The organism is Bacillus sp. FAU20 (genome assembly GCF_056033865.1).
Map to the genome: position 1 here is coordinate 1066108 of NZ_JBVYHY010000003.1, position 22538 is coordinate 1088645.

22 protein-coding genes and 2 pseudogenes are annotated in these 22538 nt (G+C 34.9%); 19 read left to right on the top strand and 5 right to left on the bottom strand.

Annotated elements, in window-relative coordinates:
- Positions 1 to 342 precede the first annotated feature (342 nt).
- The 6 genes and pseudogenes from AC0OM3_RS05965 (at position 343) to AC0OM3_RS05990 (ending at position 7410) form a co-directional block, all read left to right on the top strand.
- A complete protein-coding gene (locus AC0OM3_RS05965) occupies positions 343 to 1470 on the top strand; it encodes an alkene reductase (RefSeq protein WP_000204585.1) in 1128 nt (375 codons plus the stop codon).
- 67 nt (positions 1471 to 1537) lie between these two features.
- Entirely contained in the window at positions 1538 to 3112 is a 1575-nt protein-coding gene (locus tag AC0OM3_RS05970; protein WP_000005176.1) for an FMN-binding glutamate synthase family protein, read from the top strand.
- 111 nt (positions 3113 to 3223) lie between these two features.
- A pseudogene (locus AC0OM3_RS05975) lies at positions 3224 to 3711 on the top strand (CcdC protein domain-containing protein).
- Positions 3712 to 4008: 297 nt separating this feature from the next.
- Positions 4009 to 5487, top strand: coding sequence for a sodium/proline symporter PutP (gene putP, locus AC0OM3_RS05980; RefSeq protein WP_474211177.1), 1479 nt, complete (start codon positions 4009 to 4011; stop codon positions 5485 to 5487).
- 351 nt (positions 5488 to 5838) lie between these two features.
- Complete coding sequence (locus AC0OM3_RS05985; protein WP_000412750.1) at positions 5839 to 6777, top strand: ring-cleaving dioxygenase; 939 nt, start codon at positions 5839 to 5841, stop codon at positions 6775 to 6777.
- A gap of 24 nt (positions 6778 to 6801) precedes the next feature.
- Positions 6802 to 7410, top strand: coding sequence for an alpha/beta hydrolase (locus AC0OM3_RS05990; protein ID WP_000975487.1), 609 nt, complete (start codon positions 6802 to 6804; stop codon positions 7408 to 7410).
- Between the two features lie 43 nt (positions 7411 to 7453).
- On the opposite strand, the gene AC0OM3_RS05995 is transcribed toward AC0OM3_RS05990, so the two are convergent.
- Complete coding sequence (locus AC0OM3_RS05995; protein ID WP_474211178.1) at positions 7454 to 8986, bottom strand: BA3702 family sensor histidine kinase; 1533 nt, start codon at positions 8984 to 8986, stop codon at positions 7454 to 7456.
- A 235-nt stretch (positions 8987 to 9221) separates the two neighbouring features.
- Here AC0OM3_RS05995 and AC0OM3_RS06000 point away from each other — a divergent pair, with 235 nt between their 5' ends.
- Positions 9222 to 9593 carry a VOC family protein gene (locus tag AC0OM3_RS06000; RefSeq protein WP_000800778.1) on the top strand — a complete coding sequence of 124 codons (372 nt, stop codon included), beginning with the start codon at positions 9222 to 9224 and terminating at the stop codon, positions 9591 to 9593.
- Between the two features lie 19 nt (positions 9594 to 9612).
- Here the strand turns inward: AC0OM3_RS06000 and AC0OM3_RS06005 are convergent, their stop codons facing one another.
- Positions 9613 to 10422 (bottom strand): YitT family protein, encoded by an 810-nt coding sequence (locus AC0OM3_RS06005; RefSeq protein ID WP_000251344.1) that lies wholly within the window; start codon positions 10420 to 10422, stop codon positions 9613 to 9615.
- A 144-nt stretch (positions 10423 to 10566) separates the two neighbouring features.
- On the opposite strand from AC0OM3_RS06005, the pseudogene AC0OM3_RS06010 reads away from it, so the two are divergent.
- The 3 genes and pseudogenes from AC0OM3_RS06010 to AC0OM3_RS06020 all read left to right on the top strand — a co-directional run bounded on the left by AC0OM3_RS06010 (position 10567) and on the right by AC0OM3_RS06020 (position 12107).
- Positions 10567 to 11371, top strand: a pseudogene (locus AC0OM3_RS06010) (protein phosphatase 2C domain-containing protein).
- Positions 11372 to 11386: 15 nt separating this feature from the next.
- Positions 11387 to 11839 (top strand): peptidoglycan recognition protein family protein, encoded by a 453-nt coding sequence (locus AC0OM3_RS06015; RefSeq protein ID WP_000402976.1) that lies wholly within the window; start codon positions 11387 to 11389, stop codon positions 11837 to 11839.
- A gap of 19 nt (positions 11840 to 11858) precedes the next feature.
- Positions 11859 to 12107, top strand: coding sequence for a DUF2164 domain-containing protein (locus tag AC0OM3_RS06020; RefSeq protein WP_000981064.1), 249 nt, complete (start codon positions 11859 to 11861; stop codon positions 12105 to 12107).
- Between the two features lie 23 nt (positions 12108 to 12130).
- On the opposite strand, the gene AC0OM3_RS06025 is transcribed toward AC0OM3_RS06020, so the two are convergent.
- On the bottom strand, positions 12131 to 12343 hold the full coding sequence (locus tag AC0OM3_RS06025) for a CsbD family protein (RefSeq protein WP_000160410.1): 213 nt from the start codon (positions 12341 to 12343) through the stop codon (positions 12131 to 12133).
- A gap of 171 nt (positions 12344 to 12514) precedes the next feature.
- Positions 12515 to 13321, bottom strand: coding sequence for a GNAT family N-acetyltransferase (locus AC0OM3_RS06030; protein ID WP_000214350.1), 807 nt, complete (start codon positions 13319 to 13321; stop codon positions 12515 to 12517).
- Between the two features lie 152 nt (positions 13322 to 13473).
- Between AC0OM3_RS06030 and AC0OM3_RS06035 the strand changes: the two genes are divergently transcribed.
- From AC0OM3_RS06035 to AC0OM3_RS06075, 9 genes are all read left to right on the top strand, one after another.
- Positions 13474 to 13677, top strand: coding sequence for a hypothetical protein (locus tag AC0OM3_RS06035; protein WP_000810193.1), 204 nt, complete (start codon positions 13474 to 13476; stop codon positions 13675 to 13677).
- Complete coding sequence (locus tag AC0OM3_RS06040) at positions 13674 to 14234, top strand: GNAT family N-acetyltransferase (RefSeq protein ID WP_000582841.1); 561 nt, start codon at positions 13674 to 13676, stop codon at positions 14232 to 14234. The genes AC0OM3_RS06035 and AC0OM3_RS06040 overlap by 4 nt, the downstream gene beginning before the upstream one ends.
- 228 nt (positions 14235 to 14462) lie before the next feature.
- Complete coding sequence (locus tag AC0OM3_RS06045; RefSeq protein ID WP_000505622.1) at positions 14463 to 15251, top strand: helix-turn-helix domain-containing protein; 789 nt, start codon at positions 14463 to 14465, stop codon at positions 15249 to 15251.
- 46 nt (positions 15252 to 15297) lie between these two features.
- Complete coding sequence (locus AC0OM3_RS06050; protein WP_474211179.1) at positions 15298 to 16149, top strand: ABC transporter ATP-binding protein; 852 nt, start codon at positions 15298 to 15300, stop codon at positions 16147 to 16149.
- Entirely contained in the window at positions 16150 to 16800 is a 651-nt protein-coding gene (locus AC0OM3_RS06055) for an ABC-2 transporter permease (RefSeq protein WP_474211180.1), read from the top strand. It begins immediately after the preceding gene.
- 136 nt (positions 16801 to 16936) lie between these two features.
- The gene (locus AC0OM3_RS06060) at positions 16937 to 18550 is read left to right on the top strand and encodes a long-chain fatty acid--CoA ligase (RefSeq protein ID WP_474211181.1); all 1614 of its coding nucleotides are present in this window, start codon (positions 16937 to 16939) and stop codon (positions 18548 to 18550) included.
- 123 nt (positions 18551 to 18673) lie between these two features.
- Positions 18674 to 19249, top strand: coding sequence for a biotin transporter BioY (locus AC0OM3_RS06065; RefSeq protein ID WP_001093336.1), 576 nt, complete (start codon positions 18674 to 18676; stop codon positions 19247 to 19249).
- Positions 19250 to 19315: 66 nt separating this feature from the next.
- Positions 19316 to 20779: an acyl-CoA synthetase gene (locus AC0OM3_RS06070; RefSeq protein WP_474211182.1), complete on the top strand. Its 1464-nt coding sequence runs from the start codon at positions 19316 to 19318 to the stop codon at positions 20777 to 20779.
- Positions 20772 to 21863 carry an acetyl-CoA C-acyltransferase gene (locus tag AC0OM3_RS06075; RefSeq protein ID WP_474211183.1) on the top strand — a complete coding sequence of 364 codons (1092 nt, stop codon included), beginning with the start codon at positions 20772 to 20774 and terminating at the stop codon, positions 21861 to 21863. Before AC0OM3_RS06070 ends, AC0OM3_RS06075 begins: the two co-directional genes overlap by 8 nt.
- A gap of 7 nt (positions 21864 to 21870) precedes the next feature.
- Here the strand turns inward: AC0OM3_RS06075 and AC0OM3_RS06080 are convergent, their stop codons facing one another.
- Entirely contained in the window at positions 21871 to 22452 is a 582-nt protein-coding gene (locus AC0OM3_RS06080; RefSeq protein ID WP_001247757.1) for a DUF6434 domain-containing protein, read from the bottom strand.
- Positions 22453 to 22538 lie beyond the last annotated feature (86 nt).

Consider the following 22538-nt stretch of genomic DNA (forward strand, 5'->3'; position numbering starts at 1 on the left):
ATTTTTGCAATCCTGATTCACACTGGCACGGACGAGGAGCCGTAAGGATGAAAGAGAGGTAGGGCTTTCATTGTTTTAGGTATATAAGTTATTATTTTTAGAAGAATACTGAACCATTTTCACTTCTATTGATAAGGTGTTTTTTATTAAAGAGATAAACGAATTGACAGCCATATATGGTTAACAAAAAAGGTTTCCTCCTAAGGAAACCTTTTTAATATTATTTATAGCATTTTATTTTTGGGATATTCGAATTTTTTATTGTAAAGTCGTAAAAATTGACGTTACTATCTAAAAGTAAGTATGATGCGATTATAGTAAGATTTTTTAGGGGGAAGAAAAATGACAAGTTCAAGTAATAAAGCAGCGAGTATTTATGAAGGAACAAATGTAAATGCTGGGGGATTTTTTGAAAACGTTGAAGAAACAAAGTTGTTTGATCCAATTCAAGTTGGAGCTTGGTCTCTTCGTAATCGTATAGCGATGGCACCGATGACAAGATGCTTTGCAGATAATGAGACTGGAGTAGTTGGTGCTGATGTAGTGGAGTACTACAGAAAACGTGCTGCGGATGGAATTGGACTAATTATTACAGAAGGAATTGTCATTAGTCAGAGAGCAAAAGGAAACCCAGGAGTGCCAGGTATTTATACACAAGAACAAATCGATTCTTGGAAACCTGTTACAGAGGCGGTACATAAAGAAGGCGGGACGATTATTGCTCAAATATGGCATGTTGGGCGTATGAGTCATCATGAAATAATTGGTGGTCAAATGCCACAAGCACCGTCGGCTATCGCTGCAGAGGGAAATGTTCCACGTTTTCGTAAACCATTTGATACGCCAGAAGCAATGACGTTAGAAGAAATACAAGAAGTGATCGGTCAATACGCACAAGCTGGGAAAAATGCGATCGAAGCTGGATTTGATGGAGTAGAAATTCACGGTGCACACGGATATTTAATCGATCAATTTACGTATGAGTTTGCGAATAAGCGAACAGATAAATATGGCGGTAATTTAAAACAAAGGTTAACGTTTATGAAAGAAGTAACGGCGGCTGTAATAGAAGCTGTTGGAGCTAATAAAACACTTCTTCGCTTCTCTGCTTTCAAAGGTGATAATCCTACTTATATGTGGGAAAACCCTGAGTTTGCAATTGAAACGTTCATAAATATATTTAAAGAGGTAGGGTTAACGATGATCCATCCTTCAACGATGAATTATACGCAAGAGATTGCTGACGGAAAGAATTTTCATCAACTAGTAAGAAAATATTGGGATGGTACGATTGTTGGGGTTGGTAATTTGAATCCGAAAGAGGCCGAAGAAGCGTTGGAAGAAGGAACGATTGATGTAGCGGCATTCGGAAGACCGTTAATTGCTAATCCAGACTTTGTTCATCGAATTAAACACGCTGAAAGTTTAGTTGAATATGACGCGAAAGAGCATCTTGCTACGTTAGTATGAATAAAGATAAAAGGAGAGCACATCGAGTGTTCTCCTTTTATTATGGAATTTCATAGGGGGAAGCGGGATGAGTGAAACGCTACTCGTTATTATTAGTATATTACTATTTTTAATGTTGCTTTTAATCGTCTTTTTTATCATTACATTTTTTATAAAAAAACGAACATATCATTCTATTTTAAAATTACATCCGTACTTAGGAAGAATGCGCTACTTACTGGAAAAGATAGGGCCTGAATTTCGACAATATTGGTTTGATCATGATACGGATGGAAAGCCTTTCTCACGTTATGATTTTCAAAGTGTTATGTTTTTAGCGAAATATCGCTCTGAAATACTTGGTTTTGGATCAAAACGAGATTTTGAAGCTTCTGGCTATTATATTGCTAATACATTATTTCCGATATTAACTGAGGAATTAAGTGTGAATCTCACGCAAGAGCGGGAAGGTAAAAAGTACGTGATTCATAAAGAAGGGTTATTTTCAAGAAGAGAAAAATTGACAGCGGATACAACGAATCTTTGGCTGTATGAAGAAGATGATGCAATTATAGTTGGTGAGAACCGTAAATATCCATGGAAGCTACATGGCATGTTTGGTGCATCTGCAACTTCTTACGGTGCGATTGGAGAAAATTATATTTTAGCGAGTGGTTTTGGAGCGAAAATGGCAGGCGGATCGTGGATTAATACGGGTGAAGGCGGCGTTATTCCAGAACATTTACATACAGGAGCAAATATCGTTGCACAAATTGGTCCAGGGTTATTTGGATATCGTGATGAGGACGGTAATTTTTCAATGGAAAAATTCATGGAGAAAGCGAAAGAAAGTAATATTAGAGCATTCGAATTGAAATTTGGGCAAGGTGCTAAAATACGTGGTGGTCATTTAGAGGGGCAAAAAGTAAATGAGAAAATTGCTTTTGTTCGCAACGTCCGAAAGGGAGAGACGATTAATTCACCGAATAGATTTTCATTTTTAAAGAATGCAGCGGATACACTTTGTTTTATTCAACAGTTGCAAGAAAGCGGCGGTAAACCAGTTGGAATGAAAATTGTAATTGGTCAGCAGAAGCCTTTGGAAGATTTAATAAAAACAATGAAAGAACTAAACATTTACCCAGATTTTATTACAATAGACGGTTCAGAAGGTGGGTCAGGGGCAACGTATAAATCGATGGCAGATTGTATGGGACTGCCGCTTATCCCAGCATTACTTACATTTATCGATACAGCAAATCATTATGGTGTCCGTAACAAGTTTAAAGTATTTGCATCGGGTAAATTAATAACACCAGATAAAGTAGCGATTGTTTTAGCGATTGGAGCGGATGCTGTAAGTTCAGCCCGCGGATTTATGATGGCAAGCGGCTGTATTATGGCCCTTCAATGTAATTCTGGCCAATGTCCATCTGGTGTAGCCACGACGAATCCACATTATCAAAAAGCATTAGATCCGTATGAGAAGAAGTGGCGAGTCATGAATTATATTATTAGTATGAGATATAGTTTATTTTCATTAGCGGCAGCGGCGGGAGTGAAGAGCCCGCGCTATTTAACTAGAGAGCATATTGTGTTTAAAGACGAGGTGGGGAGAGTAATTCCTCTTTCGGAGTTGTTTCCTATAGTAAATCAAACCTAAAAGTATATTTGATATGTAAGATTTTTTAGAGGAATACTCATATTTTGGGGAAAATTAGGAGTATAATAGGGAAGTGTTTTTTAAAATGACTATTTTTAGGGAGAGATTCACTTGCAGCAAGGTTCTTACAGTATTACAATTTTTTTACTCGTCATAGGGCTCGTTATATTTAGACGCATGCGGTCTATGAATCGACCAATTAATAATAAAGGAAGACGACTACTATTGCCATTATTTTTCTTATTACCAGGTTTTTCTTTATATGCAGCACCGATACAACTTGCTGATTGGAAAATTGGTATAGCTGCTGGGATCGGATTGTTATTGTCAATTCCACTTATTATTTTAAGTGGGTATGAAGTCAGAGAAGATGGTCAAATTTATGCAAAAAAAGTATCGCTTTTATTGCGACATTTTTAGTTATCGTTCTTTTACGTGCTTATTTTAGAAGACATTTACAAGGGTTAGATCCAAAGTCAATCGGTATTCTTTTCTACACTCTTGCGGTTTGTTATATAGTACCTTGGCGTATTGGATGCTATATGAAATTTCGTAAAGTATATGTAGAGAAAGAGAAAATTGAGACGTCAATAAGCTAAAAGTCATACATTTGTGTGGCTTTTTCTTTTAAAATTTATCGGGTAAACAGATGAAAATAAGGTGTGAAAAAACACTGTTTAATTTTCTGAATATTTTTACTTTAACTTCTTGAAAAATCATTGTAATCCACTGGGATAAAGGCGTTTATAAAGGTTTTCACATGTAATGAAAAGTGCTCGTTCACTTGAAAGAACAAAAAATGTTTGTTAAGGTAGGGAACCATAAGCGAAAACAAGAAAATAGAAAAAGTCATTTTTCGAAATTTTGAATGGCTTATGGACTAAGGGAGAGATTTGGTGAAGATTGAAATTATGGTTTCGCTTGCTATTTATATGGCAGGTATGTTGTATATCGGATATTGGTCTTATAAGAAGACATCCAATTTATCAGATTATATGTTAGGCGGAAGGGGACTCGGTCCAGCAGTTACAGCTTTATCAGCTGGTGCTTCTGACATGAGTGGTTGGATGCTAATGGGATTACCTGGTGCGATGTATGCAACAGGATTATCAATTGTATGGATTGCGATAGGTTTATTAATAGGTGCTTATGCAAACTATTTAATCATTGCCCCGCGTTTACGAACGTATACAGAAGTGGCAAATGATTCAATTACGATTCCAGACTTTTTAGAAAATCGGTTTAAAGATCGTACGAAAATACTTCGTTTTGTCTCCGCTATCGTCATTTTAGTATTTTTCACATTTTATGCGTCGGCTGGTTTAGTTTCAGGTGGACGTTTGTTTGAAAATTCTTTTAACCTTGATTATAAAATTGGTTTATTTGTAACAGTGGGTGTCGTTGTTGCGTATACACTATTTGGTGGTTTTCTAGCTGTAAGTTGGACGGACTTTGTGCAAGGTTGTATTATGTTTATTGCACTTGTACTAGTGCCAATTGTTGCTTTTACGGATGTCGGTGGTGTAACAAAAACATTCAATACGATTAAGCAAGTTGATGCATCACATTTAGATATGTTTAAAGGGACTACAATGCTTGGTATTATTTCATTTTTAGCATGGGGTCTTGGGTATTTTGGTCAACCACATATTATTGTCCGCTTTATGGCAATTACCTCTATTAAAGATTTAAAAACTTCTCGTAGAATTGGTATCGGTTGGATGACGATTTCAATTATAGGTGCAATGCTTACTGGTCTAATTGGTATCGCTTATTATGCTAAAAATAATGCGACATTACAAGACCCAGAAATGGTCTTTGTAACATTCTCAAATATTTTATTCCATCCGTACATTACAGGATTTTTATTATCAGCTATTTTGGCTTCGATTATGAGTAGTATTTCCTCACAATTACTTGTTATTTCAAGTGCCGTAACGGAAGATTTCTATAAAACATTTTTCCGTCGTAATGCAAGTGATAAAGAACTTGTATTTATCGGTAGGCTGTCAGTATTAGTTGTAGCGATGATTGCAGTTGTTTTAGCGTATCATCCGAGTGATACAATTTTAACGCTTGTTGGATATGCTTGGGCAGGATTTGGATCAGCATTTGGACCAGCAATTTTATTAAGTTTATATTGGAAGAGAACGAACAAATGGGGCGTTCTTGCTGGGATGATTGTCGGGGCATTAGTTGTTATTACTTGGGTACAAATTCCAAGTTTAAAAGCGACTATGTATGAAATGGTACCTGGATTCTTCTGTAGCTTATTAGCTGTTATTATTGTAAGTTTATTAACGAAAGAACCAGTTAAAGCGATACATCGTGAATTTAATGAGATGGAAGCAGTATTGGAAGAAGAAAAGAAATGATTTGCAAAAAGAGTAAACGGTGAATAGCGTTTACTCTTTTTACATGTAAAATGAAAGTAAGGACTTATTGACAATAAAAAATAAGTAACTTATAATAAATCTTGAGTTCGAGATAATAAATGTTCATAATGAAAATTTATTATGGTTATAAATCGAACAAATATTTTTTGTGAATTATCTTGAATTCGAGATAATTCAATAGGTTAGACACCGATACGTAATCTTGTAATTAATATCTCGAATTCGAGATAAAATTATAATGACGGATTTTACTTTGTAGCATGGACAAAATGAATAATGAATTTAAATGTAAAAGAATTTTTATAATGAAATAAAAAAGGGGTGGAAGAAATGGAAAAGAAAACAATGGGAATCCATCATATTACAGCGATTGTAGGGCATCCACAAGAAAATGTAGACTTTTATGCTGGTGTATTGGGGTTACGTTTAGTGAAACAAACAGTGAATTTTGATGATCCAGGTACGTACCATCTTTATTTTGGAAATGAAGGAGGAAAGCCTGGAACAATTATTACGTTTTTCCCATGGACAGGTGCTCGTCAAGGTATTATTGGAGATGGTCAAGTAGGAATTACGTCTTACGTTGTACCAAAAGGTGCAATGGAGTTTTGGGAAAATAGATTAGAAAAATTCGATGTTTCGTATACAAAAATGAATCGTTTTGGAGAGCGGTATTTAGAATTCGATGATCCGCATGGTTTGCATATAGAATTAGTTGAAAGAGAAGAAGGCGAATTAAATAATTGGAGTTTTGGAGAAGTTACACCAGAAGTAGCAATTAAAGGGTTTGGAGGTGCTGTTCTTTTATCTACACAGCCTCAAAAAACAGCTGAATTATTAGAACATATTATGGGTCTTGAGAAAATTGGAGAAGAGGGTGAATTTGTTCGATTCCGTTCTTCTGCTGACATTGGAAATATTATTGATTTGAAATTATCAACAATCGGTCGTGGCCAAATGGGCGTTGGCACAGTTCATCATATTGCCTGGAGAGCGAGTGACGATGCTGATCAGCTAGACTGGAAAGAGCATGTGTCGCGTTTTGGATATCACGTAACTCCTGTACAAGATCGAAATTATTTTAACGCGATTTATTTTAGAGAACATGGTGAAATCTTATTTGAAATTGCAACAGATCCTCCTGGTTTCGCTCATGATGAATCGTTAGAGACGATGGGTGAGGAATTAAAGTTACCGGAACAATATGAACAACATAGAAAACAGATTGAACAAACGCTTTTACCATTTGAAGTGAGAAATTTAGATTAAAGTGATTGAAGGGGGAAAAGGATTATGATGAAACATGTTTTTCAAAAAGGAAAAGATACGTCAAAACCAGTGTTGTTATTACTTCATGGCACAGGTGGTAATGAATTAGATTTACTACCACTTGCAGAAATAGTTGATCCGGAAGCGTCGGTATTAAGCGTTAGGGGAAATGTGTTAGAGAATGGGATGCCGCGTTTCTTCCGCCGATTAGCAGAAGGCATTTTTGATGAAGAGGATTTAATTTTCCGTACGAAGGAATTAAATGAATTTTTAGATGAAGCGGCTAAAGAATATAAATTCGATAGAAATAACATTGTAGCTATCGGTTATTCGAATGGGGCAAATATCGCAGCAAGCTTATTATTCCATTACGAAAATGCATTGAAAGGTGCTGTGCTTCATCACCCAATGGTACCAAGAAGAGGAATGCAATTAGCAAATTTAGCAGGGAAATCTGTATTTATTGCTGCTGGGACAAATGACCCAATTTGCTCATCAGCAGAGTCAGAGGAATTGAAGGTACTATTAGAAAATGCAAACGCGAATGTAACAATACATTGGGAAAATCGAGGGCATCAATTAACGATGGGTGAAGTAGAAAAAGCAAAAGAGTGGTATGACAAAGCATTTTAAAAAAGAAGCATCTGCTAATGATTAGCAGATGCTTCTTTTTTATTTAAGACTGGATTGCAAGATGAGATGAAGAAAGTGGTAGCTTAATATCAACAATTGTACCTTTATTTAATTCGCTTGAAATGTGTAATTTACCATGATGTTCTTCAATTATTTTGTAACACATCATTAATCCTAGTCCTGTGCCTTTTTCTTTTAAACTATAAAAAGGTTCGCCTAGACGGGAGATACGATCTTCTGGAATGCCACAACCTTCATCGATAATTCGTATTAAGATGAAATTATCCTCTAATGGTTTTGTTTGGATGAAAATATTTCCGCCATTGGGCATCGCTTCTATCGCATTTTTTAATATGTTTATAAAAACTTGTTTTAATTGGTTACCGTCACATTGAATATCATATACGTAATCAAAATGATCCATGATGATATGAACGCTATGCATAATTGCAGTCGGTAAAATAAATGTAACTACCTCTTCAATTAAAGTTTGTATGTTACAAGTTTGGATAGATAATACTTGTGGCTTAGACATCGCCATAAATTGACTCGTGATGGATTCCATTTGTGAAATCTCACTTAACATAACATCGATATACCATTTTTGCTCCTCATTTATTTCAGGGAGGAGCAACGTTAGAAAACCTTTTAGAGAGGTAAGTGGATTTCGAATTTCATGGGCAATTCCAGCTGTCAGTTGTCCGACTACTGCGAGCTTCTCAGATTTTCGTAATAACTTTTCAGTTTCTTTTAGCTCAGTAACATCTCTCCCCATCACGATAAGACCTTTGCGAGAACCGTCAGGATGATAAAGCGGGACTTTTGATATACTTAAGATTAGATCGAAATCATCTCTATGTATAATAAATTCCTCGCCATGAAGAATTTGTCTTTGTTGCCATGCTAGTTCATCAATTTCTTCACAATGTAAAAAAGCTTCTCGGTATGCTTCATTATATTGAATGAGTTCGCTATCTTTTTTCCCATGGTAAGGTACATGATGGAAATTGAAGCAAGAAAGTGCGTAGTCATTTGCCTCAAGCCAGCGCCCTTCATGATCTTTAAATATAACAAAGGCAGGCATGGAGTTTACTAATGTACGTAATCTCTTCTCACTTTCTTTTAGCATATTCTCAATTCTTTCTGATTTTTCAAGCGGCTTCATAATAGCATATACGCCAGTAAGATGATTTTGAACAAAAATAGGAACTAGTTTTGTCACAACATCTAATAAGAATCCATTTTTATGATAAATAGATAAGATATACTCTTGTTGATTATCCGCTTCAGTATTCTTTATATTTTGTAATACTTGCTCAGAAATATGGGCTTCTAAAATAGAGGTAATATTTTTCTGTTCTAATTCTAAAGAAGTGTAACCTAATATTCTTTCGGCAGAAGGATTTATATGTAGAATAACTCCTTCTAAATTTAATGAAATAATACTATCAGGATTGTGTTCGAACAGAGATGCGTACATTTCTGTTAATGAACGATCTTGTATATGGTTTCGCAAACGTCTAGAAATGTTCGGATGACGTTTTTTTTGAGTTGGTGAATATTTTTTACGACTCATAATAGTTCCTCCGTACAAATAGCATCTAAAAAGATTTGTCTATTCATAACTATAATATAGATGTAATGTGTATTTCTATAAAAAATGGAAGTTATAGAATAAATTTTGTTTTTTTTATTTTTTGTAAGGTGAATGCAGGGTGGTAATAAGGGGAGCTTATATTGTTTTATAAACCTTTTGTAAGTTACAGACGGCTGTTTTCCATATAACATTAGGGTAGAGGAGGGGAGAGGAAATGAAAAATTATATTCAAGGGATTAATCACGTGCAAGTAGCTGCACCTGTAGGGTGTGAAGAAGAGGCGCGTGATTTTTATGGGAATATGATTGGTATGGAAGAAATTCCAAAGCCAGAAGAGTTGAAAAAACGAGGCGGATGTTGGTTTAAATGCGGAAATCAAGAAATTCATATTGGTGTCGAGCGGAACTTTACACCAGCTAAAAAGGCTCATCCAGCTTTTTATGTGAATGAAATTAATGAATTTAAGCAAACACTTATAGAGCAAGGTGTTAAAGTGATTGATGATTATGCACGGCCAGATGTAATTCGATTTTACGTGTCAGATCCATTTGGAAACCGAATTGAATTTATGCAAAATAAAGACTAGGTGGATTCCCACCTAGTCTTTAACTTCTTCTGAAAAGTCCTAACACTTCTACAGTTTCTGTAATATTAACGAATGCATTCGGGTCGATTTCAGAAATTGTTAGTTTCATACTTGCTAATTCTTCACGAGAAACGACGGTCATAAGTACACGCTTTTTCTCGCTTGAATAAGCACCTTCGCCATCAAGTAACGTTATTCCACGTACAACAGTTGAAAGAAGTTGTTTTTTCATTTTTTCTGCTTCATTTGTTACAATCATAAGTGTAACTTTACGATGTTTTGTATGAACAGCATCAATTACTTTACCGGTTACATAAATTGAAAGTAAGCTTGTAAGTGCAACATCCCAGGTGAAGAAGAATCCTGCGATTATTACAACGACTGCATTTAAAATAATAAGGAATCCGCCAAGTTTAATGTCTCGCTTGCGGGATAAAAGCATACCGATAATATCAAATCCACCAGTGGATCCATTACAGTTAAAAACAAGACCAATACCAGCTCCGGCGATGACACCTCCGAAGATAGAAGATAACAATGGATCTGTTGCTACGACTTTTACTGGAACGTAGTATAATGCAACAGATAATACAACTACAGAGACAACTGTGTTAAAAATTACTTTTTTTCCAAGACCTATGTACCCTAAAATAAGGATAGGTAAGTTTAATACAAAGTTAATAATGCCTGTGTTTACAGGGGTTACAATCCCTAAAATAATAGCAATTCCGCCAATTCCACTACTTAAAATTTTGTGGGGGATAAGGAAAAGATTAAAGGCAACCGCAATAATAATAGAACCGATAATAACACCAAGGAATCTGACCATTTCTTTCCCGTCCTTCACTGAAAAATTCATATTATTTCAAGATTATATATGATATTGAAAGTTTTGGGTAAAAACAGTTTATTTCGGTAAATTAGATTAATCAAAAGAATTTGAGTATTTTATTATTTGAAAGGGGATACAGTTGTGAAGATAAAAACATATCAACAGAAAAGCCCGTTGAAGCAAGAATGTGAGGATTCTTATTTTTGTAATAAAGAAAAAAAGATTTATGGTGTATGTGACGGTGCAACACCACTTGTCCCGTTTCGTGATGAAAAGGGACATAATGGAGCATACATCGCTTCGCATTTATTTGCAAGTTATTTTACTGCATTACGAGAGAATCATAGTTTACAATTTGCAGTTGCCAAAGCAAATGAAGCATTGCAAAGCAAAATGTTAGAATATGAAGTAGACATGGGAAAAAAAAGAGCATTTGTGGTGCACATGTATCGCGGCAGTTCAAATAGTTGGTGAGAAAATTGAATATGCGCAGCTTGGGGACTGTATGATTGTCGCAACTTTTCAAAATGGAACGATGCAAGTATTAACGAAAGACACAGTTGAAGGAATTAGTAAACGAGCAAAAAAGAAGAGGGAAGAAGATCGTAAAAAAGGGTTATCTGTACCAGAAGAACATGTTTTTCAAGATGTGCGACAACAGTTAAAATACAATCGTTATCTTGCAAATATGCCAAATGGTTATTCAGTTGCAAATGGAATGAAAGAAGCGATACATTATTTACAACATGGTGAATTACATATAGATGAAGTGAGTGGAATTTTTATTTGTTCAGACGGGTTATTCCACCCAGATTGGTCATTAGAACAAACTGTTGCATATATAAGAAAGAATAGTATAAACGAATATGTAGCAATCATTGAAGAGCTAGAAGCGGAAAAGAGAATAAGGCCAGATGATAAAACGATTATTATGATTGATTTTTAAGAGGAGGCAGTTCAAATGGAAATTAAATGTGTCAATCTAACATTTCAAGATGAATTAGTTCCTTTAGAAAAAGTAAATCAACTGATTATTCACCATACAGCTGAAGATGGATGGGACGTGTATAAAACGCATGAATTTCATCAAAAAGTACGGGGGTGGAGCGGGATTGGTTACAATTATTTTATTGAAGAAGATGGAACTGTAGTGGAAGGACGAGGTTTACATATTGGAGCGCATGCGAAAGACCATAACCGTTATACAATTGGAATATGTATGACGGGAAATTTCGATAAATACGATCCAACTCCTGCACAAGTGAATGCATTATATTCTTTATGCAAAATGTTTATGAAGCAATTTGCTATAAAGGAAAAAAATATACTAGGTCATAGGGAGTTAGAAGGAGTTACAAAAAGCTGTCCTGGTAATCGTTTTTCTATGGTAGAGTTAAGGAAGATATTATCTTAAATATAGAGGAGTAACAACGATGATGAATATAAAAATACCAAATGATAAAAAAGAAGAGCTTGTAGCGCAAATTCAGCAATTTTTCATGGAAGAAGATCTAGATGAAATTGGACGTTTCCAAGCAGAGCGTTTAATAGAAGAAATGATTAAATTAGTTGGACCATTTGCATACAATCAAGCAATTGGAGATGCAAGAAAGCTTGTAAGTGAGAAATTAACGAATATCGAAGAAGATTTATACGTGTTAGAGAAGAATGAAGGAAAATAAAAAAAGAGCCGATGGGCTCTTTTTTATTTTTCTTTCTTATGTTCCTTATATTCATGTACTTTTTCTTTCACATTACCAACTGTATCTTTAGCAGTGCCTTTCACCTTATCCCATTTTCCTTCAGCTTGTAATTTCTTATTGTCAGTTACTTTCCCGACAACTTCTTTTACTTCACCTTTTACCTTATCAATGGCACCTTCTACTTTTTCTTTTAAACCATGATCATGTTTAGTCATACATTTCTCCTCCTTGTAGTTTGATTAGAATGCTCTTTTCATATTGCAAGTTGAATGATGTATCTAGTAATAGCGTATCAAATCTAGTTCGAATATTCAAATGATTAATAGGATAGAAAAGGAATTGTCATGAAATGTATAAAATTGTAATGAGAAGAGAAAGAGTGTTAATTATATTTCTTTTGCAGTCCATATAGATTTCGTATAAGCAATTTTCATATGGGCACGTTCCATATTATTTTGACTGCCGCTACCGAACCTTGCTTGTCCAACTATTAACTTACAATTGGCTTCAATAGCTATTTCAATTCGTTTTTGAATTAATGCGGTATGACAGCCTTTACGTTGAAATTCTGGCAAAGTAGCAGAAGAAGCTAATGAAGCAACACCGTTATTTATATAGAGAACTCCTATACTCGCAGGAGTGTTTTGAACTTCGGCTATGAAAAAATACCAGCCAGGTTTATTGTAGAGAATTTCGTTATTTTGGCGGACGCCATCTTTTGTAAAGGATGGCATATTAAATCCACGTACATAAATGTCTGCAAAAATATCAAACTCATTTTCTTTTAGTTTTCGTATTGTAATATTAGAAGGAAGAAGTGATGAACCCTCTCTCGGTATACTATACAAAGCAGTATGGAAGCTAGATTGATAAAATCCTTTTTGAGATAAGTATTGAAATAATTCAGTTGTACCTTGTGCTGGGGTAATTTCAAAACGACAAGGGATTTGTAGTGATTCATAATAAGAAATGATTGCATCAATCGCATCTGCATTTGTAATACCTTTTACCGTATTAAAAGCAGGACCAGCAATTATTTTTGATGAAAAGGCAGTGGCACTACCGAATTTTTTCATTTGCACTTGCATTGGGTTTCCGCTCATTGTTTGTAGTCTCTCTAATTTAGAAGAGAGCATATCAATTTCTGCATTTTCAATTTCTGTTGCCATATCGAGTGTCATAACAGTAGTCATAAAATTCCTCCGTTAATAAATATATTTCATAGTACATATACGATTTTTGTTTTGAGATTCCTGTTGAAATGTGAGAGAATAAGAGGTTTTTTGGAAGGGAAATGGAAGTGAACTGTCGAAGGGAGTAGAAACAGATTAAAGGTGGTGCTCTCATGAAACAAAAAGCCGTGCAGACATGCTCTAATTGTGGTTCTCAAAATATAGGAGAAGGTGAGTTTGTCGGATATGCACAAATACGGAAAAAGGAAACGATGTTCACATCTTCGCCGGTGGATGCTTATATTTGTACAGATTGTGGGAATATCCTTTTATTAAAGGTAAGGAATTATGAAAGGTTTAAACAGAAACCGTTATGATTATTGAGAAGTGGTCATATCCAACTTTGTATACGAAACGACTTATGTTAAGGAAAATGAATATGAGTGATAGTTTACATATATATGAGTATGCTACAGATAAAGAGATGACAACTTTTACTGTATGGGATGCTCATCGATCGTTATGTGACACATATAACTATATAGAAGAAATTGTGGGTCAGTACAATGGAGGGCAAGTAGCACCTCTTGGAATTGTATTAAAAGAGGAAAAAAAACTTATAGGCACGTGTGGATTTATAAAATATGATTTGGTCACACATACAGCAGAAATTGCATACGCCTTATCTCGAAAATATTGGGGAAGAGGATTAGCTACGGAGGCTGTGTTAGCTTTTTTCTACTATGGTTTTCATGAATTGCATCTTAATAGCATTGAAGCGGGATGTGATTCAGAAAATGAAGCATCTGAAAAATTAATGAAACGTTTGAATATGGAGTACAAATATACAATTCAGAAGGATATGTTTATTAAAGGTAAGAATCGTGATACAAAAAGGTATTTTATATCTAGAGAAAGATATATGAATCAATGAAATATCTTACATTGAAAACTCCTTTAAATGAATTAAGGAGTTTTTTTATTTTGATAACAACAAATGGACTATTAGGAAGCGCTATTTTTATTAACGTTCTAAGTATAGAAAAAAAACGCTATATAACACAATCGCAACCGCAAGTTGACAAAGTGCAACCGCAGGAAGATAGAGATAAGGGCTATGTTTACATACAATTTAGTTAAGAAAACAAAGGGGGACACACATATGGGATTTGGTGAGAAGCTTTTTAAATTAAGAAAAGAAAAGGGGCTTTCTCAAGAAGCATTAGCTGAGAAATTAAACACAACAAGGCAAGCGGTTAGTAAATGGGAAAACGGTCAAGGTTTTCCTGAAACTGAAAAGTTAATAATGATTGGAAATGTATTTGAAGTATCACTCGATTATTTATTAAAAGAAACTGCTGAGCAAAGTAATGAAAATGTAGATGGATATTACGTAAGTCAGGAAATGGCAGAAGGGTATGTAGTGTATGGACAAAAAATTTCTAAATATATAGCGCTAGGATTTAGTTTACTCATTTTATCTACAATACCGTATTTATTATTTAAAGAAAATGCAACAATGTCGACATTCCTTGTCATTATTGTTGCTGTCCTTGGAATTGGAGCGATGATGGTACCTGTAACGATAGAAGAGAGTCGATACAATGTATTGAAAAAGGAAGAACTACTATTTGATCAAAACTTTCTAAAAGAATTGACAAAGAGATATGCGACTATTAAGAAGAGGTATGCAGCAGTGATGATCGTTGGATTTTGTTTTATAGCCGCAGGCGCAATACCGTTTTTGTTTGAGAAAAAACATATCACTTCAGGAGAATTAGTGCAGTATTACCCTTACTGTGTTGTACTTATTGCTATTGGAGTTTATCTTTTTGTTCGTGTGTTAGGAGTATTAGAGGTGTATCGAATTTTAGTAGAAAATAAAGAATATAGTAATCGTTTTATTTTTAAACTGAAAAAGAAAGTGAGAGAAAAAGTAGATAATTTTTAATAGGAGAAAAAATATTTTTATGAAAAGTTAAGATAGGGGTGTAATGATGTCAAATCTTCTAGAAATTGAAAATTTAAGCAAATCATTTGGAAACAAAGTTGTTTTAAGAGATGTTTCCTTCAATGTGCCGTCTGGATCAATTGTTGGATTCATTGGTGACAATGGAGCAGGGAAATCAACAACCTTTAAAACGGTACTAGAACTAATTTCTAAAGATAGTGGTACAGTAAAAATATTTGGTAAAGAAAATATAAATAAAGATGCCAAGCTTAAGGAAAAGATAGGAGTCGTATTTGATGCTATGAATCTACCGGCTCATCTTACAATAAAGCAACTAAACAAAGTTTTTGAAAAGATGTTTGAATCTTGGGGTCAAGATAATTTTTATCGATTAGTTAATACTTTTTCTTTACCTACTAATGAGAAAGTAGGTAAATTCTCGCGTGGAATGTCAATGAAACTAACTATAGCTGTTGCGTTGTCACATAATGTAAAATTATTAATCCTAGATGAAGCGACGGGAGGTCTGGATCCTTCATCTAGGGAGGAGGTGTTAGAGGAATTAAAAAGTTTTGTAGGTAAAAGTAATGGTGGTATATTACTTTCTTCTCATATTATGAGTGATGTAGAAAAAATAGCTAGCCATCTTGTCATTATAAAAGATGGAGAAATTTTATTGAACGAAGAAAAAGATAAGGTTTTAGACAGTTACGCCATTGTAGATGTTGATGAGGAACAACTAACTTTAATTAACAAAGATATAGTTGTGGCTAGAAGGGGACATGGTTCATATTTCAATGTACTCGTATCAGATGTACATAAATTACCAAGTGGTATTGCTCATAGAACCATCTCGATAGAAGAAATGAGTATCTTATTAACAAGGAGTGAAAAATAAATGAAAGGTTTATTATTGACAAACTATTATCTAGTGTATCGAACTTTCTTTCTGTTCATGGGAATAGCGATATTAGGATCGGGATTTGTTTTTTATTTTGGTAATGCTTCAATGTACCGTTTAATTGCTACATTCACTATCTTATTTGCTGCGATTCCTGCACTTGAAGTTATTAAGTATGAGAGTAAGTCGGGTTATGAAAAATATGTACTTACTTTACCGGTTACTAGAAATAACATTGTACAAAGTCATTACTTTTTCTATTTTTTAGTTGTAATTATTGGTACTTTATTATCGTGTGGCATATTTTATGTACGTAGTTTCGTTTCAGATACACCAATTGATAATGATATATTTAAGAGTGTTTCTTTAGGAACGTTCATCATTCTTAATGCTGGAGCGATAGCCTATCCACTCCTCTATGTTTTGGGAGCAGAAAAATCTGATGCTATTACAATTGGGGGCGCATGTGGGGGACTTGTTACTTATTTTGGATTACAAAGTGTAATTGGCTATCTAATAGAACAATTTCCAATATCAAATTTAAATTTATCTGTATACGTTTCAATTCTATATACAATATTTGGCGTTATCATATATATCTTTTCTTTTGTTATTTCGGTATTTATATATCGTAAGAAGGAATTTTAGTATATTTCTTCTTAGTATATTCTGAATTATTTCCAAAGAAATAATTCAGAATATACAGAAAAAAATTCGTAATCATTTGTAGATGTCTGTTATAATGAATAAAAATGAAAACGCTTTAAAGGGGGATATAACCAATATGATGATGAATGTACCGCTAACAATTAGTTCTATGATGGAAAGAGCAGAGAAACTATTTTCGAAGAAAGAAATTGTTTCACGGACACATGATACAGTTACAACGTTAACGTATAAGCAGTTAGGGGAAAGGACGAGAAGACTTTCCAGTGCGTTGAAAAAGCTTGGAATTAAAGAAGGTGAACGTGTAGGAACATTAGCGTGGAACCATCATCGACATGTGGAAGCGTATTTTGCTATTCCAGGTATTGCTTCTGTTTTGCACACAATTAATATTCGTTTATCTCCTCAACATATTTCATACATTATTCAGCACGCAGAAGACCGAGTTCTACTTATAGATGAAGATCTCGTACCATTCGTTGAAAATATTCAATCACAATTATCAACTGTACAAGCTTACATTATTATGACTGATAAAGATGAACTCCCAAATACTACGCTGGAACCTGTATATCATTATGAAAAGCTATTAGAAGAAGGCGATCCAAATTTCCAATTTGTAAAAGATATTGATGAAAATACACCTGCTGGTATGTGTTATACGTCAGCGACTACAGGAAATCCAAAAGGTGTTGTATATACGCATCGTAGTACTGTTTTGCATTGTATGGCACTCGGTTTAGCGGATACAGCTGCTTTATCGGAAAGTGATGCTGCAATGGCGATTGTACCGATGTTCCATGTGAACGCTTGGGGACTTCCTTTCGCTGCTACTTGGTTTGGTTCAAAACAAGTTCTTCCAGGACCGATGTTTACGCCAAAAATTTTATTAGAAATGATCCAATCTGAAAAAGTGACGTTAGCTGCTGGTGTGCCGACAATTTGGCTCGGCGTATTACAAGAGTTAGAAAATAATAGTTACGATTTATCTAGTATGACGAGAATACTATGCGGAGGTGCAGCGGCGCCGAAAAGTGTTATTAAAGCATTTGAACAGAAACATAATGTTCCGTTCATACATGCATATGGTATGACTGAAACGAGTCCACTCGTAACACTTGCACGTTTGAAAAGTTATGAAACGGAATTATCGTATGAAGAGCAACTAGAAATTCGCTCTAAACAAGGATATCTTGTACCTGGTGTCGAGATGAAAGTAGTCGGGACAAATGGTGAAGTGAAGTGGGATGGTACTGAGATGGGAGAATTATGTTTACGAGCACCGTGGATCGCTGAAAGCTATTATAACGATGATCGTACTGTCGAAGGGTTTCGCGATGGATGGTTATATACTGGTGATGTTGTCACAGTGGATGAGGAAGGTTGCGTGAAAATTGTTGACCGTACGAAGGATGTTATTAAAAGCGGGGGAGAATGGATTTCTTCTGTCGATCTTGAAAATGCTTTAATGGCACATGATGCTATATTTGAAGCGGCTGTCGTTGCAATTCCTCACCCTCAGTGGCAAGAGCGACCTGTTGCCTGCGTTGTTCAAAAGAAAAATAGTACAGTAACGAAAGAAGAGATATATGAGTTTTTAAAACCACAGTTTGCGAAGTGGTGGTTACCAGACGATATTGTATTTATGGAAGAAATACCGAAAACATCTGTTGGGAAGTTTTTAAAGCAGGCGCTTCGGAAAGAACTTGAGCATTTGCATAAAGAAAAATAATTAAATTTATATTTGTAAACCTATAAAGAAAATAAGTTGACAAAAACTAAATGGAAAGATAATATAACTTCTATAATATGTTACCTAAAAAACATTTTAAGTTTACAAATAGGAGAAGCAAATATGAATACAAAAAACTTAGTTTTCGTCGCTTTATTTAGTTCTATTATGGGAGTGTTAGGGTTAATACCTCCGATTGCTCTTTCTATTACACCAGTTCCGATTACATTGCAATCACTCGGTGTTATGCTTGCGGGTGGGTTGTTAGGATCACGTCTAGGTGCGTTAAGTCAGCTTATTTTCTTACTTATTGTAGGAGTTGGAGCACCATTACTTGCTGGTGGACGTGGTGGCCTTGGTGTATTTGTTGGGCCAAGTGCAGGATATTTACTTGGTTACATCATTGGAGCGTTTGTTATTGGTTATTTAATTGAGCGTTTACGTGAAGTTTCTATTATAAAAGTATTATGTATTAATATAATTGGTGGTATTTTCGTAGTTTATGTATTTGGTATTACTGTACAAGCGTTTTTAATGAATGTTTCTGTATGGGAGACAATGAAAGTGAGTGCTGTGTTTTTACCAGGGGATTGTATAAAAGCAATTATTGCGGCAGTTCTCGTAACAAAATTACATCGTTCATTGAAACATATTATTACACCCGCTTTAAAGAATGGAAAATATACAAATGCGGGATGATAAAGGGAAGAAACACGTTTATTGCGTGTTTCTTTTTATTATTTTTGTAAAGAAAGGACGTCTCATATGGGGATTACAAAAGAATATAAAAAGCATGCCTCTTTACAACCAAATAAAATAGCGATAAAGGAAAATGATAGAGTTTTAACATATAAAGAGTGGTTTGAATCAGTTTGTAAAGTAGCAAGTTGGTTAAATGAAAAAAAATTGAAGAATAAAACGATAGCAATCCTATTAGAAAATCGTATAGAGTTTTTACAACTATTTTCTGGTGCCGCTATGGCCGGGTGGGTTTGTGTTCCGTTAGATATAAAGTGGAAACAAGATGAGCTCAGAGAAAGAATTGAAATTAGTAATCCGGATATGATTGTGACAGAACGATATAAGGTGAATGATCTATTGGATGAAGAAGGAAGAGTAATTGAAATTGATGAGTGGAAAAGAATGATAGAGAAATATCTTCCTACATATTCCACTGTAGAAAGTGTACAACATGCTCCTTTTTATATGGGATTTACATCAGGATCAACAGGAACAGCAAAAGCATTTTTACGTGCACAACAATCGTGGGTTCATAGTTTTGATTGTAATGTACATGACTTTTATATGAAAAGGGAGGATTCGATTTTAATAGCTGGGACGCTCGTTCATTCTCTTTTCTTATACGGGGCAATAAGCGCATTATATGTAGGACAAACAGTTCACATTATGAGAAAGTTCATTCCAAATCAAGTATTAGATCAGTTAGAAACTGAAAATATATCAGTTATGTATACAGTTCCGACAATGCTTGAATCTTTATATAAAGAAAATAGAGTAATAGAAAATAAAATGAAAATTATTTCGTCAGGAGCGAAATGGGAAACTGAAGCGAAAGAAAAAATAAAGAATATATTTCCTTATGCGAAAAGATATGAATTTTATGGTGCATCAGAGTTAAGTTTTGTAACAGCACTAGTCGATGCAGAAAGCGAAAGAAGACCAAATTCAGTAGGAAAACCTTGTCATAATGTGCAAGTTCGAATATGTAATGAAGCAGGCGAAGAAGTACAAAAAGGTGAAATAGGAACTGTTTATGTGAAAAGTGATCAGTTTTTTATGGGATACATAATAGATGGGGTTTTAACACGGGAGTTGAATGCAGAAGGCTGGATGACAGTGCGAGATGTAGGCTATGAAGATGAAGAAGGCTTTATATATATTGTTGGTAGAGAGAAGAATATGATTTTATTTGGAGGAATCAATATTTATCCAGAAGAAATAGAAAGTGTATTACATGAACACCCAGCTGTCGATGAAATAGTTGTAATTGGTGTGAAAGATAGTTACTGGGGTGAAAAGCCCGTCGCGATCGTAAAAGGAAGTGCTACGAAACAACAATTAAAGAGTTTTTGCTTACAGAGATTATCCTCTTTTAAAATACCGAAAGAATGGCATTTTGTAGATGGAATACCTTATACAAATAGTGGGAAAATCGCTCGTATGGAAGCAAAAAGTATGATTGAAAACCGGGAGAAAATATATGAATAGAGCAGTTATTGTAGAGGCGAAAAGAACACCTATTGGTAAGAAGAATGGGATGTTAAAAGAGTATGAAGTTCAGCAATTAGCAACGCCGCTTCTTACGTTTTTAAGTAAAGGGATTGAGAGGGAAATAGATGATGTCATATTAGGTAATGTTGTTGGGCCAGGAGGGAATATTGCGAGACTATGTGCTTTAGAGGCGGGACTTGGCTATCATATTCCTGGTGTAACGATTGATCGGCAATGTGGTGCTGGTTTAGAAGCAATTCGAACTGCGTGTCATTTCATTCAAGGCGGAGCAGGTAATTGCTATATTGCAGGAGGAGTAGAGAGTACAAGTACGTCACCTTTTCAAAAAAGAGCAAGATTTTCACCTGAAACAATTGGTGATCCTAATATGGGAGTAGCGGCTGAATATGTTGCAAATCGTTATAACATAACGAAAGAAATGCAAGACGAGTACGCTTGTCTTAGTTATAAGCGGACATTGCAAGCATTAGAAAAAGGCTATATACATGATGAAATATTTTCTTTTAATGGATTATTAGATGAATCTATAAAGCCAGAAATGAATTATGAACGAATCATTAAAAGAACAAAGCCCGCATTTTTACAAAATGGAACAGTGACGGCAGGTAATTCATGTGGTGTAAATGATGGGGCATGTGCTGTTCTTGTAATGGAAGAGGGACAAGCCTTAAAGTTAGGTTATAAACCTGTACTTCGTTTCGTTCGTAGTGCTGTAGTTGGAGTAGATCCCAATCTTCCAGGAACTGGTCCAATATTTGCGGTGAACAAATTATTAAACGAAATGAATATGAAAGTAGAGGACATCGATTATTTTGAAATAAATGAAGCATTCGCCTCAAAAGTTGTAGCTTGTGCAAAGGAGTTACAAATTCCGTATGAAAAATTAAATGTAAATGGTGGGGCAATTGCGCTCGGTCATCCGTACGGTGCATCTGGGGCTATGCTTGTAACACGTTTATTTTATCAGGCGCAAAGAGAGTGTATGAAATATGGAATTGCTACATTAGGAATTGGAGGCGGGATAGGGGTTGCGCTATTATTTGAGAAAGTAGAAGACTAGAAAGGAGCTAGTTTTCTACTTTTTGAGGAACATAAGCATTGCTACCAGGTTTTGCTTTTATTTCATTCCAAGCAGCAATCGCATCAGCTTTTGCTTTCCCTTTATTATTTGGATCTTCGAAAAAGTCACGAGTAAAGCGATTGTATTCAAACTGCGCACTAATAGTTGTTTTGTATGTAGGGTCTTTTTTTCGTTCGTTTTCTTCATGCCAAAAAGCTACCGCGTCTTCATATGTTTTTCCAACATTCTCTTTAAAAAGTTTTTGAAGAGCTACTGTAAAGCGGAAGTTTGTTCCGATTTTTTCTTTGAAAAAAGCACGAACATCTTCGCTACAGCGGTGATTTTTAGTAATAATCGTTTGAAGGGAAAGGTCTTTATAAGAGAGGGGAGCTTTGCTCACTTTTTGCACAGAGCTGTTTTTTAAGACTTTCCCCGTAGTTAAATAATGTGAGATACGCTCGGTTATTTCGGTCTTAGAGCCACTAGCTGGCAAACCATGCTCGCGACAAAATGTTTGCAGTTCTGCTTTTAACCAATAATAGTTTTGAAAATCTTTAAGTGATATAGATTTTGTTAAAGGTGGACGCATGAATATAACAACTTCTTTCTTCCATAATTTTCTTTAATTATAAAACGTATGTTCTTTTTGTGGAAGGATTAATTTGTAAATATAAC